At 67.4% G+C, this 12866-nt stretch carries 12 protein-coding genes and 1 pseudogene; 4 read left to right on the plus strand and 9 right to left on the minus strand.

Going from position 1 to position 12866, the window contains the following annotated elements:
• Positions 1 to 4: 4 nt before the first annotated feature.
• From MTAB308_RS26850 to MTAB308_RS26875, 6 genes and pseudogenes are all read right to left on the minus strand, one after another.
• Positions 5 to 559 (minus strand): M15 family metallopeptidase, encoded by a 555-nt coding sequence (locus MTAB308_RS26850; protein WP_077103719.1) that lies wholly within the window; start codon positions 557 to 559, stop codon positions 5 to 7.
• A 62-nt stretch (positions 560 to 621) separates the two neighbouring features.
• Positions 622 to 1506 carry a cutinase family protein gene (locus MTAB308_RS26855; RefSeq protein WP_157901024.1) on the minus strand — a complete coding sequence of 295 codons (885 nt, stop codon included), beginning with the start codon at positions 1504 to 1506 and terminating at the stop codon, positions 622 to 624.
• 128 nt (positions 1507 to 1634) lie between these two features.
• The gene (locus MTAB308_RS30520) at positions 1635 to 3410 is read right to left on the minus strand and encodes an alkaline phosphatase family protein (protein ID WP_108637417.1); all 1776 of its coding nucleotides are present in this window, start codon (positions 3408 to 3410) and stop codon (positions 1635 to 1637) included.
• 12 nt (positions 3411 to 3422) lie between these two features.
• Positions 3423 to 4293: pseudogene (locus MTAB308_RS30390) on the minus strand (PE family protein); the annotation flags it as partial.
• 95 nt (positions 4294 to 4388) lie between these two features.
• Positions 4389 to 5255, minus strand: coding sequence for a cyclopropane mycolic acid synthase family methyltransferase (locus MTAB308_RS26870; protein ID WP_077103725.1), 867 nt, complete (start codon positions 5253 to 5255; stop codon positions 4389 to 4391).
• 124 nt (positions 5256 to 5379) lie between these two features.
• Positions 5380 to 6360, minus strand: coding sequence for a glycoside hydrolase family 6 protein (locus MTAB308_RS26875; RefSeq protein ID WP_077103727.1), 981 nt, complete (start codon positions 6358 to 6360; stop codon positions 5380 to 5382).
• Between the two features lie 87 nt (positions 6361 to 6447).
• Here MTAB308_RS26875 and MTAB308_RS26880 point away from each other — a divergent pair, with 87 nt between their 5' ends.
• Positions 6448 to 7350, plus strand: coding sequence for a TPM domain-containing protein (locus MTAB308_RS26880; RefSeq protein WP_077103729.1), 903 nt, complete (start codon positions 6448 to 6450; stop codon positions 7348 to 7350).
• Between the two features lie 49 nt (positions 7351 to 7399).
• Here the strand turns inward: MTAB308_RS26880 and MTAB308_RS26885 are convergent, their stop codons facing one another.
• Positions 7400 to 7711: a DUF732 domain-containing protein gene (locus MTAB308_RS26885; protein WP_083746743.1), complete on the minus strand. Its 312-nt coding sequence runs from the start codon at positions 7709 to 7711 to the stop codon at positions 7400 to 7402.
• 161 nt (positions 7712 to 7872) lie between these two features.
• Positions 7873 to 8391, minus strand: a complete 519-nt coding sequence (locus MTAB308_RS30060; protein WP_245831504.1) for a TetR/AcrR family transcriptional regulator — start codon at positions 8389 to 8391, stop codon at positions 7873 to 7875.
• Between the two features lie 168 nt (positions 8392 to 8559).
• On the opposite strand from MTAB308_RS30060, the gene MTAB308_RS30065 reads away from it, so the two are divergent.
• Positions 8560 to 8952, plus strand: a complete 393-nt coding sequence (locus tag MTAB308_RS30065) for a hypothetical protein (protein WP_157901025.1) — start codon at positions 8560 to 8562, stop codon at positions 8950 to 8952.
• Between the two features lie 19 nt (positions 8953 to 8971).
• Here the strand turns inward: MTAB308_RS30065 and MTAB308_RS26895 are convergent, their stop codons facing one another.
• Positions 8972 to 10723 carry an MFS transporter gene (locus tag MTAB308_RS26895; RefSeq protein ID WP_077103738.1) on the minus strand — a complete coding sequence of 584 codons (1752 nt, stop codon included), beginning with the start codon at positions 10721 to 10723 and terminating at the stop codon, positions 8972 to 8974.
• A gap of 352 nt (positions 10724 to 11075) precedes the next feature.
• Here MTAB308_RS26895 and MTAB308_RS26900 point away from each other — a divergent pair, with 352 nt between their 5' ends.
• Both MTAB308_RS26900 and MTAB308_RS26905 read left to right on the plus strand, forming a co-directional pair.
• Positions 11076 to 11531, plus strand: coding sequence for a hypothetical protein (locus MTAB308_RS26900; protein WP_216823711.1), 456 nt, complete (start codon positions 11076 to 11078; stop codon positions 11529 to 11531).
• Between the two features lie 405 nt (positions 11532 to 11936).
• Positions 11937 to 12866: PE family protein (locus tag MTAB308_RS26905; RefSeq protein ID WP_157901036.1), on the plus strand; the 930-nt coding region annotated here is incomplete at its 3' end.

Here is a 12866-nt window from a genome sequence, read left to right on the forward strand (position 1 = left end):
GGAACTACCCGGCCGCGTTGGGAAGAAGCGCCGGGCAGTTCCCCGCCGCGTCCGCCGCCAGTTCGAAGTGCCACAGCTCGTTGGCGTAAATCCGGCACAGCCCGAAGCGGGACCCGTGGGAGATGAGCCATTCGTCGGCGCCGGCACCCCCGACGTCGACGGCCTCGCCGGTGACGTGCTTGGACATCTCCGGGGTCTGCACGTATTGCCGCGCCGCCGCGAGGCTGCCGTAGGTCCGCACGGCATTGTTCAGCAGCCGCTGCTGAAACTCCGGCGACCGCCAGCCCGAGGTGATGGTCATGGTTATGCCGTCCGCGGCGGCCGCAGTGGCGGCACCCTGAATCGCTTTCAACAGCGCCGGGTCGAGGCGCGCGATCGCCGAGTATTGGACGTCGAACGGCGTGAGTTGGCCCCCGTTCGGCAGGGAACCGTCGCCGGGGTCGGCAGGAGGAGCCGATGGGACGGTGTGGTCGGCAAGCGTGACAGGTGGTGCCGGCGTAGCGTGCGGCGCGAGGAAGCCGAACGCCACCGCAAAGGCGGCCAACGCAACCGATCGCATGCCTTCATCTCCTGGCTGTTTCCCTGACACTCTACCGATGAGGCATCCGGGGGCGTGTCTCGTCAAACCTGGCTCGTGGAAAACGGTTGCGTCTGTTGGCCTGCCAGGGCGATGAAGTTATAGATCGGTGTGGTGTCGTAGGTGTAGTGGGAAGCGTTGGGGCCGGCCGCCAAGAACATTCCGCCGTTGTAGATCGCCTCGGTGATGGAGATGATTTCTTCGACCGATGTGGTCGGATTCACCAGCTTCAACGCGTCGCGGAGGATCGCGAAAATGTTTGGACTGTTTGCGTTTTGGACGATGTTGTAGATTTGCGTCTCGATCACTCCCGGGCCCGCCTCGGCTGTCCATGGGTTGGGGCCGACGGGTGCGTCCGTGTAAATGTCGTTACCGACTCCTATCGTGTTGACGAAATCGCCCCAGAAATGCGTGACCGGCGTGAGTAGGTGTGGCGCGACGTCTGCGGGCATCATGCAGGCCGGACCCGCGACACCGCCGGTGACAACGCCGTCCACGTCGGCCGGCAGCGGCCATCCCGCGAACTGGTTGCCTGACGCGAAACCCGGCAACCGAAGGGGATTTCCCCAAACACCCACCGCGACAATGCGGTTGGCGATCTGCGGATTAAGCCACGCTATCGTGTGCGGGAATTGACACACGACGATAGCGCCCTGTGAGTAGCCGAGCAGGATAATGGAGCTTTGCGGATAGGACGGCGCACCATCTGGCGGATTGATTTGTGTGCAAAGCCTATTCAGCTCGGCGACACCAGCGTCCACGCTCGGACCCATGGGGAACACGCTGGCCGGATAGTTACCGACAGGCTGCCAGTAGAACAGGTCTGGAAACGCGGCCGCCAGCGCGGCAGCGACGCCGGCGGGTTGCGGTGAGGCGGTGTTCCACATGTCGACACCGGTCCCCGATACGGTCATCACTATGTGTGGCATCGTGCACCCTTCCACTTGTTCTGAGCTGTGAACCAGCGGTCAAAGGTGGAATGCCCAGTCCTCGGCAAACCGACACTCCTACAGGAGGTCAGAAGTCCGGCACCTGGCCGCGTCTGCCGGGGCGGCCGTTACTTCCAGAATTCGTTCATGGGTTGGGCATACATGTCATTGGCGGTCAGCGGTCCCAGAGCTCCCGGCGAAGGACTCAAGGCGTCCTCGATGGTGGCCATCAGGCTGTACTGGTCGTAGTGGCTGGTGGCGATGAAGTGGCCGGATTGCATCCCGCCAGTGGTTACGGCGCCCTGGTTGGGGATGACGATCATCGGAACGTTGTTGCCCTGGTTGCCGATGCCCAGTGACAGGTTGTTGTAGTCCTCGTCCCACGTAAGGATGATGACGTCCTTTTGCGTCGGGTCGGTCCACGTCGGCGAGCTCTGAATGGTGGACACCTGTTGCTGGACGAACTGGTCACCGGCCGCGATGTTGTACTGGTGCGTCGTGAGCTGGCTGCCCAGGAAGTTCAGAGCGCCGGTCGGTGTGCTGACCGGGCCTTCCATGTTGTTGGACTCGTTGGCAGCTATCCACGCGAATTGCGGTGCTTTGGTTGGGTCCGTCAGATTCGGGCCCAACGACGTCAGCGGAAGCAGGTGCGTCGGCAGGTAGCCCGGGGTTTGGTTGCCGTAGACGTAGTTGAACATGGCGAAGGGCAATTGGTCGACGGCGTAGTCACCCGAGTTGGTGATGGCACCGGGGTAGGGCATGCTTTGCGCGTAGCCGGCCCAGGTGACGCCCGAGGAATCCATTTTTGCCATGAGGTTGTTGGTCCCGTAGATGACGTTCGGCGGCGGGTTGACGTCGATGCCGTAATCCGTTCCGCCCAGGATCCGGAAGTAGTTGGGGTCGCTGGGGTGGCCCAGCGCGTAGTAGTTGTCGGCGTATCCGTAGGTGTTGATCAGGGAGTTGATGTACGGCGCGTTGGGGCTGCCGAGGATGTCGCCGACGCCGTGGTTCTCCATGTAGATCAGGAACACGTGATTCAGTTGGCCCACGTTGGACGTCGGTGGGGTGAGCGTCGGCTGGGCGAGGTTCGGATCGCCGACGGTGAACGACAGGTTGTCGGCGAAGGCGTTGTTGTAGTTGCCGAGGACCGGGTTGTGGTCGGCGAAGGTTGCGGTCACCACGGCTTGGGTGGTGCCCACCGGGATCGTCCCGGAGACGTCCCGTGCCTGGAAACCGGTGATTCCCAAGCGATCCAGCGACGTGACCGAGCTGGTCGAGCCGGTGCCCAGGACGACCCCGCTGGCATTGAGGAAGGTGACCTGCAGCGAGGCCGAGGAGGGGTCTCCCAAGTAGCCGCCGAGCATTCCGCTCAGGGTGTACGGCGTTGTGCCGGTGTTGATCTTCCCGGCTGCGCCGGAGAGGTTGACTACCTGGCTGATGGTGGACGTGGCCACGGGTCCGCCGCCGGCGAAATTGCTGCCGCCGCCCGCGGGCGGGGTGCCGGGGAAGCCAAGGAAACCAGGCAGATTGGGGATGGAGAACGGTCCCGGATAGCCGCGCGGGGTGCCGTAGGCGATGATCGTCGGGGTGCCGGTTACGGTCCAGCCCGGAATGGTCACCCCGCTGTAGCCCGACCCGGACGGGTCGGCAATTTCGAAGCCGGGGTTGACCAACAGGTTCGGGCTCATCGGCAATCCGGGAATCCCGTTGCGGCCGAGCAACATTCCGCCGGCCCCCACTGTGCCGGGGCCGCCCAGTAGCCCGGCAGCGGCGTTGCCGCCGTTACCGCCGTTGCCGCCGACGCCGACCAGGAAGGAACTGCCGCCGCTCCCGCCGCCCCCGCCGCTGAACGTCGAGGTGGCGGCGACGTCCGCGCCGGCCGCGCCGGGACCGCCGTTGCCCACCAGCGACCCGCCATTCCCGCCATGGCCACCGTCCCCGCCGGGGCCCGCCGCGGCGAATCCGCCGGGGCCGCCGGCACCGCCGGAGCCCACGAAACCGGCGCTGCCGCCCGCCCCGCCCTGGCCGCCCGGATTTGGCCCGACGGTTGCTCCCGAAGTGCCGCCGGCGCCACCGGCGCCGCCGGAGCCCACCCAGCCGGCGGTGGCGCCGGCGGCACTTCGGGAGCAACCGTCGGGCCAAATCCGGGCGGCCAGGGCAAGCCCCTCCGGTTCCGCCGGCCCCACCGGTGCCCAACAGCCATCCGCCGTGGCCGCCCGGACCGCCGGCCGCGCCGGTGCCGCCGGCCCCGCCTGCCCCGCCGGTGCCGATCAGCCCCGCGGCGCCGCCGGACCCGCCGCCGCTACCGGGCGCGCCGGACCCGCCGGCCCCGCCAGAACCGAGCAACCAGCCGCCGGCCCCACCGCTGGCCCCGGTCCCGGGCGCCGCGTTGGCGCCGTTGCCGATCAGTGGCCGCCCGGTCAACGTCAGGGTGTAGGCATTCGCCGCGTCCAGCAGATTCTGCTCGATGGCTTGCAGGTCCGGGAACTGCAGAAACGCTGCGCTCGTGGCCTCAGCGGAGGCGTAGGTACCCGCGCCGCCGCTCAGCGCCTGCACAAACTGCTGCTGAAACGCGACCGCCTGTGCGCCCAACGTCTGATAGGTCTGCCCATAGCTGCCGAACAACCGCGCAATTCCGGCCGATACCTCATCGGCGGCCGCCGGCGCAATCCCGGTGGTCGACGGCGCCCATGTCGCCGCGGCCTCCTTGATCGCCTCCCCGATTCCACTCAACTCCGCCGAGGCCGCGGCCAAGGCCTCAGGTGCTGCGATCAGGAAAGCCGACATCTTCGACTCCCATCAAGTTCAACGGGGCGACTCGGACCGCTAACTCTATTGAGTAGACCCCCGAATGTGAAGCTTTTCTGGGCTCGGCACGAGCGCTACTTGCGCAGGGTGAATTGGTTGAGATCGGTGTAGCCCTTGCGGAAGAGATTCGCGCAGCCGGTGAGGTACTTCATGTACATCTCGTAGACCTCCTCGGACTGAATCGCGATGGCCTCGTCTTTATGCGCCTCGAGGCCCGCGGCCCATACGTCCAGGGTCTTTGCGTAATGCCGCTGCAGCGATTGGCGACGCTTCAGCTTGAAGCCGGCCTTCGCCGAGAACTCTTTGACCATATCGATGGTCGGCAGGAAGCCGCCGGGAAATATCTCGGTTTTCATGAAGTCGCTGAATTCGACTATCGCCGGAGTGAGCGGCAAGCCGGACTCGATGATCTCCTTCTCCGACAGGACGGTGATCGTGTGCAACAGCATCGTGCCGCCGCTCGGCAACAGCTCATAAGTTCTTTTGAAGAAGGCGTCGTAGCGGTCGTAGCCGACATGTTCGAATGGGCCGATCGCCACGATCCGGTCCACCGGCTCGTGAAACCGCTCCCAGCCCTCGAGCAACACGCGCTTGGAACGCGGGCTGTCCGAGGCGGCGAACAGCTGCTCGACGTGGGCGACCTGGTTTTTGGACAGGGTGATACCGACGACGTTGACGTCGTATTTCTCGATGGCTCGCATCATGGCCGCGCCCCAGCCGCAGCCGAGGTCCAGCAGTGTCATGCCCGGCTGCAAGTCCAGCTTGCTCAGCGAAAGGTCGATTTTGGCGATCTGAGCCTGTTCGAGAGTCATGTCTTCGCCGCCAAGCCAGTAGGCGCACGTGTACATCTGGGTGCGGTCGAGGAACAGGCGGAAGAAGTCGTCGGAGAGGTCGTAATGCGCTTGCACATCCTCGAAATGCGGCGTCAGCTCCTCAGCCATCGTTATATTGCCTCCAATCCCTGTGCGGCTAGGGGTTTGTGGCCCGCCCGGGGTGACCGTCGCTTGAGGTTACGACGACGTCCGTCTTCCCTGCCAGACATAAGGGTTGACGACGACGGCGCGGCTAGCCCGTTGCGTGGGCCAGATCGATGGCGTACTGATTCACAAAGGTGCCCGCCGGCGGATCGCCTTTGTCGCATGTCCCGTCGGATTCGCCGGGACGCTTGATCCACAAGTAGGCGTCGGCGTGCGCGCCCGCGGTGGCGGAGGTCGGTGGAGTGCCCAGTCCCCGGCCGCTGGGGTTGCACCAGTTGAGCCCGGAGTCGGGCGCCGGCCCGGCGCCGTTGCGCGACGTGTCGATCACGTAGTGCGCGCCATTCGTGAGCCCGGAAATCGCCTCCCCGTAACCGATTTCGTCCCCGGTGGTGTAGAAGTTCGCGGTGTTGAGGCTGAAACCCCGCGCGCGGGCGACGTCGACCTTGTTGAGCCTGGCGGCCATGTCCTCCGCGCTATGCCAGCGCAAGTGACCGCCGTCGACGTAGACGGCCGTGCCCGGGTTGCGCGTCAGCGTGTCCACGGCGTAGCGAATCAGGTCGTAGCGTTCCTGGCGCTGGTCGGCCGACAGGCAGTCCGCCATGGCCAGCGCATCGGGTTCGAGGACGATCGCCGTCCGCGTGGCGCCGACGCTGGACGCGATGCCGTCGATCCACCCGCGGTAGTCGTCGGCCGTCGCCATGCCACCCGCGGCAAAGCTGCCACAGTCGCGGTGCGGGATCCCATAAATCGCCAGCACCGGGATGGCGCCGGCGGCCGCGGCGTCGCCGGTGTATTTCGCGACCGTCGAGGCCGAAGAGCCCGGGACGATCCAGTAGGCCTGCGGCGTGTTGGCGATGGCGGTCAACTCGGGACTCGGCGGATCGGCATGCTGCGCGGCGCGCATGGCCGCCGAGTTGGGATTGACGTAGAACGGCATGCCGGCCAACGGGTTGGCGTCGTCGGCCAAGCGCACCGCCGGATCGGCGAGGCAGCCCGTCCCGACAACGGCCGCGACCGTGAGGACGGGGGCGATCCAACGCGCGAGTGCATGAGTAGCTGAGAACGTCACCCCAGGAAAATTAGTGCATTGAGCCCCAGTCGCCGACGGCAGGTGATGGTGCGCTCGGCGGGCTCGGCGGCGGGCTAGATTACCCGTATGCGGGTTGTTCGCCTGTTCGTTGCCGTCCTGGCGATTCTCACGGCGGGGTTACTGCCGGCAGCACCCGCCGGCGCCCAACCGCCGTCCAAGCTCGCCGAGCACATCACCGACAACACCGGGGCGCTGACGGACTCCGGCCGTGCCGCGGTCAGCTCGGCCATCGACCGGCTGTACCGCGACCGGCACATCCAGCTGTGGGTGGTCTACGTCGACAATTTCTCCAAGTTCAGGCCCGACAACTGGGCGAACCAAACCCGCACCGCCAGCGGCATGGGCGACCACGACGCGCTATTGGCCGTAGCCACGAACACCAAGCTGTACGTGTTCGACGTGCCGAGCCTTCCGGCGGCCGAGTTAAACGCTTTGCGCAGCAACCATATTGATCCGGCGATCAACGCCAAAGAATGGAGCATCGCCGCGGTCGCTGCGGCCGACGGGTTGGACCAATCGGCGAGCCCGGCGACCTCATCGAAGCGCAATTGGGTGCCGATCGCGATCGCGGTCATCGCCGTTGTGGTCGTCGCCGCGGTGGCAGTGCTCGTGCTCTATCGCGCGCGCCGGCGCCGGCGCGCCGCGCGTGGTGATGGGCAGGTGAGCATCGAGGGATGCGATCGGTCGTTGGGCCAGGCGTTGGTTACCGCGGACGCCCGAGTGCGCCAGATTTCCGACTACGCCGGCAAACATCGCGACAGCATCGGCACCGAGGCCCAGGCGCGGCTCGAAGACGCGAAGCGGCATCTGGCGGCGGCGCACGGCACCCAGGCGACGAACGAGGCCGGAGCAATCGCCTATGCCCACCGGGCGTCGACGCTGGCCGCGCAGGCGCAAACGCTGGCAAATAACGACGTGCTGGCGGCGCACGGCACGCGACGGCGTCGAGGCAGCGCATCGAAGCGCTGATTGGTCGGTCCGGCCCGCAAGCCCGAGAACCGTTGCGGCGAGAGCGCTGTCAGGTGCAAAGGGTCGGGGCGTCGCACACGTTGCCGGGACAGTACGTCGAGTGTGCGGCGTTGACCAAGGTCCCGACGTCCAGCAACGTCACGCCCCGCGCATTCAAATGGGCGTGAATGTCGTCGGCGATCTGTTGCGGCGTCCAACCCCACGTGAGGTCGTAGCAGACGAGATGCGCCTCTCCGATGAGCGCCTCTTCCGTCTTGGGCGGCCACGTAAGGCCGACGGCGCGCAGTTGAGCGAGGTAGGCGTCATCGGCCGGGGTGGCAGTCGCGACTGCGGAGCTACTAACCAAGGCAGCGCCGGCCATCACGGGGACGGTAAGCGTTGCGAGCCAGCGAGGTGAGGACATTGATACGGCTCCCTTTTCCTATTGGCGTCGACGACGCCGTCAGTGCGGGTCCAAGCGGCATGACGAATGCTAGCCGTGTCCAGCGGCCACCGAATGTCATTCGGCGCGGATGCAGACGGCTAACCCCTGCTTGAGTACAGAGCGCGTTCCCAGATCGTGGCGAGTGTGTCCACGAGCGCGTGCAGGTCCGCGTCGGAGGTGTCAGGGGTCAGCGTCAGCAGCCGGTGGACGTTCATGGTCACCAATGCCGTTGCCGTTCCTCGGGAATCGGCGATCCCGCTGTTCGTGGCGTCAACGATTGACTCGGCGACCTCGATCACCGGGTCGACGAGGGCCGAGCGGGCAGCGGCCACCTCGGGATCATTGCCCGACGACCAGAACACCGCTCGCAGAATCGCGCCGTGCCGGCGATAGGTGTGTGCGGCACTCAGGAGCGCCTCGCGCCCGGCGGCAATGGGATCCTCGGCTTGGCGCCATCGGGCCAGCGCCTCGTCGTCCTCGACACGCAGGGGCCGCACCAACGCTCCGATCAGTTCGGCGCGGTCGCGGAAATATACATAAAAGGACTTGCGCGACAGGGTGGTTCGACCCATGATCGCTGCCACGGTTACCGCATAAGCGGGTTGCTCGGCCAGCAATCCGGATGCCGCTTCGAGGATTTCGCGCCGAGCCTCTGCCGGAGCGCGACGGCGCCGGCGCGGGGGACCGGAACCTTCGCCACGAGCCACTCCTGTTACTGCCACAGTGGCAGTATAGTCAGTCCCCGTTACTGCCGCCCTGGCAGTAACGGGTGGGAGGAGCCTCCGATGAGGTCTGGCTGGACGGGCGCCGGGAGCGCCCCGCGCTGGTACTGCATGGCTGTTGCGTTGTTTCTCGGGGTGCGTGCGACCTCGACGCTGGTGGCGGGAGCAAGTTTTGCCCTGCCCGGGGATGGCTGGCGCTCGGTCTGGCAGCTCGCGATGGTCGGTGTGCTCGCCGCCGGCATCGCCTATCCACGGGCCGCGCCCGCGGCGGCGTTGACGGTCGGACTGGTCTACGCCGTGGCGACCGTGCTCGAGGCATTCCACGGCACCGACCTGCTGGGAGCGGTGCCCGTCGACCTTCGCGACCGCGTCGTTCATCCGCTGCTGGCGGGGCTGGCCTTGGCCTGCGTGCTGCTGGGACGGCGGCGGAGCGCCGGTCCGCTGTCCTCGACGTGAATCTGGTTGGGGTCCAGGATCATTCGGTCTTGCCTTGTTCGACATCGTCGCCGTAGCGTCCTGGGTTGACCAGTGATGCCAGCGCGCCGGCCAGCATCATGACCGCCGCCGCGACGAATACCACCACCAGTCCGGCGTGGAACGGCCCCGCTATCAGCTCCGGGAAGAACGATTTGCCGGTGAGCACGTTGGCGTTGACGCCGGGTTGCTGCAGTGCATCCGACCGTGCGAGCAACTCGCCGATCGGGTTGTAACCAAGAAACGCCGCGAACAGGCTGCCCACCGGCGGCAGGTTGGCCACATCCTGCGCCACCGCCGCCGATACTCCGTGCCGTTGCAGTCCGCTGCTCAGCGCCTGCGGCAGGGTGTGCGCCAGCCCAACGACCATCAGCGAGAAGAAGACTCCGATCGACAGCGCCGAGCCGGCGTTGAAGAACGTCGCCCGAACGCCGGACGCGGCGCCCCGTTGCGCGGGCGGCACGCTCGACATGATCGCGGCGGTGTTGGGCGCGGTGAAGATGCCGCCACCCACGGCGTTGAGGAAGGTCAGCAGCGCGAAGATCCGGTAGTCGAAATTCACGGGGATCATCAGCAGCCCGATGAACGTGCCCGCCATCAGCAGCATCCCGGCGACGGCGAACGGCCGCGCGCCGAACCGGTCCGCCAGCCATCCCGCCATCGGTGCCGCGAACAGGAACCCGATGGTCGCCGGCAACAGGTAGATGCCCGACCACAGCGGCGTCGACTCGAAGCTGTATCCATGAAGCGGCAACCAGATGCCCTGCAGCCAGATGATCAGCATGAACTGCAAGCCGCCGCGTCCCATCGACGACATCAGGTTGGCCAGGTTGCCCATCCCGAACGCCGTCGACCGAAACAGCCGGATGTCGACCATCGGCTGCGGCGCTCGCGACTCGATGATGCAGAAGGCGACCAGCAAGAACAGACCGAACGCGATCGAGCCCAGCACCCATGGGTTCGTCCAGCCCGTCGCATGCTTCCCGTACGGCTGAATGCCGTACGTGATTCCCACCAGGATGATGGTCAGGCCGGCGGCGAATGTCAGTGTGCCGGGCCAGTCCAACGGCCCGGGTGTACGAACGCCGATCTCGTGCAGCGAACGCAGGCCCCAGACGGTGCCCACCAAGCCGATCGGCACGCCGACCCAGAAGATCGCGCGCCAGTCCCACCCCGACAGCAGCCCGCCGATCAGCAGGCCGAGGAACGAGCCGGCCACCGCCGCGACCATGTTGAACCCGAGCGCCATGCCGCGCTGGTTGCTCGGGAATGCATCGGTAAGGATCGCCGCCGACAACGCCATCAGGATCGCGCCGCCGATGCCCTGGATGACGCGCCAGCCGATCAGCCATAGCGCGCCGCGGGCGAGGTGGAACGGGTCGAACGAGAGCGCGATCGCCGCGACGGTGAATACCGCGAAGCCGAAGTTGTAGATGCGCACCCGGCCGTACATGTCGCCGAGTCGTCCGACGAACACGACCAGGACGGCGGTGACGACGAGATAGCCCATGAGCATCCACAGCAGAAAGCCGATGTTCGCCGGGGCCAGTGGATCCAGGCCGATCCCGCGGAAGATGGCGGGCAAGGAGATCAGCACGATCGACGCGTTGATCATCGCCAGCAGCATGCCCAGCGTCGTGTTCGACAGCGCGACCCACTTGTAGTGCGCGTGGTCGCGGTCCCACCGGAGCCGACGGCCGTTCGTCCGGGTGGGTGCCAGCGTCGGGTCGGTCGCGGCGAGGCTGTCCGCCATCTATATCCCAGTCGTCATCAGTCATCGCCTGCCCGTTGCGCCAAAGGTACTTATGTTAGACATACAAACAAACGGGAAGCGACGGGCGAGAGCTGACCACGACAACGAGTCGTCAGCGAAATCAACCGGCCCTGGCATCAGGCCCCGCTGCTCTCTGCGAAACCCTTACTGCCCAGGCCAATCCGACTGGGCCGCCCGCACCGTAGCGCGCTGTTGCTCGTGCCTGAGCGGATCGGGCCCCGCCGGGATCTACGGCGCCCCGGTTATCCCGCTGTGCCCTAACGGCCCGGCAAAGCCGCTGTGGCCGCCGGGCCCGCCGGCGCTGCCGTTTCCGCCGTTCCCGCCGTTGCCGATGAACACGGCGTTGCCACCATTGCCGCCGCTGGCGGGCGCGGCGCCGGCCGGAACCGCCGTCGGCGAATATCCCGGTGCCGCCGCCCTTCCCGCCGGCGCCACCGAACCCGGCAGCGCCGCTGCCGGCGCCGCCCCTGCCACCGGCGCCGCCACCGCCCAACAGCTTGACGTTGCCGCCATCGCCGCCGCGGCCCCCGATCAAACCGGCCCCGCCGTTGCCGCCGGTGCCGCCGTCGCCGATGATCCCGCTGTTGCCGGAGCTGCCGCCGTCCCCGCCGGTGCCCAGGAACGCGGCGCCGCCCTGGCCGCCGAGACCGCCGTTGCCGAACATTCCGGCGGTGCCCGCGTCCCCGCCGCGGCCACCATGCCCAACGGTGCCGGTAGCGTCATCGCCCAGCCCGCCGGTGCCACCATTGCCGTGCAGCCGCCCGACGGTACCTCCGTCACCGCCTAAACCGCCGATGCCGTTGGTTGCGGTGGCGATCCCGCCGGCTCCGCCCGCGCCACCGTGGCCGAGCGAGGGGGCCCTTCCGCCGGAACCTCCTAAGCCGCCGGCGTTTTCGCCGCTCCCGCCCGCCCCGCCGATGCCGCCAGACCCTTCCAGCCGCGTTATGCGTTTTCCGCTCCAGCAAAAACCTCAAGTGGTGTCTAGACACAATCGACATCCGACCGCAGCAGCTGTAGGCGGCGGCTCACAGTTGGAACTCATCGCCCGCCTAGGCCCGCCTCATCGACCGCCTGTTAGCTCGGTCCATTACTGCCAAGCCGACTCAAACTTGGGATCGGTAGGGCGAGCGAGACGACACGATTTCGCTATTCGGCGACCGTCGGGCGGCCGCCACGTCGTTCGGAGGTCGGGATGTCATTTGTAGTTGCGGTCCCGGAGTACGTGACGGCGGCGGCCTCGGATCTGGCGAACGTCGGTTCCACGATCAGCGCGGCCAACGCGGCGGCGGCGGTTCCGACGTCGGCGGTGGCGGCCGCGGGCGCCGACGAGGTCTCGGCGGCCGTCGCGACGATGTTCGGCGCGCATGCCCAGGCCTACCAGGCCATCAGCGCCGAGGCAGCCGCGTTTCACCAGCGGTTCGTCGAGCTGCTGAATGCGGGTGCGGGCTCCTACGCCAGCGCCGAGGCCGCCAACGCGAACCCTCTGCAGGGCCTGCTGAACGACATCAATGCGCCCTTCGACACGTTCCTCGGGCGTCCGCTCATCGGCAACGGCGCCGACGGGACTCCCGGAACCGGCGCCAACGGCCAGAACGGCGGCTTGTTGTGGGGCAATGGCGGCGCCGGCGGTTCCGGCGGTCCCGGCCAGAACGGCGGCAGCGGCGGCAGTGGCGGGTTCTTGTTCGGTAACGGCGGCCGCGGCGGGACGGGTGGGAACGCGATCGGCGCCGGAGTGGCCGGGTTTGGCGGCAACGGCGGCAATGCGGTCGGACTTTTCGGCAACGGCGGCGTCGGCGGGACCGGCGGTGTCAGCGTCAACGGCGTCGGCGGCGACGGCGGTTTCGGCGGGAACGGCGGGTTCCTGCTCGGCAACGGCGGCATCGGTGGGGCCGGGGGCAACGGCTTCGTTGCCGGCTGGGGCGCCGCCGGCGGCAACGGCAGCGGGTTGATCTACGGCCTGGGCGGCGCCGGCGGAGCCGGTGGGTCCAGCCTCAACTTCGCCAACGGGCTTGCGGGCGTCGGCGGCGACGGCGGCAGCGGCGGCGCCCTCTTCAACCTCATCGGCACCGGGGCCGACGGCGGCGCGGGCGGGGCGGCCGTCGGCGCCGGCAACATCGGCGGC

The sequence above is a fragment of the Mycobacterium terramassiliense genome, from assembly GCF_900157385.1.
Lineage (GTDB): Bacteria > Actinomycetota > Actinomycetes > Mycobacteriales > Mycobacteriaceae > Mycobacterium > Mycobacterium terramassiliense.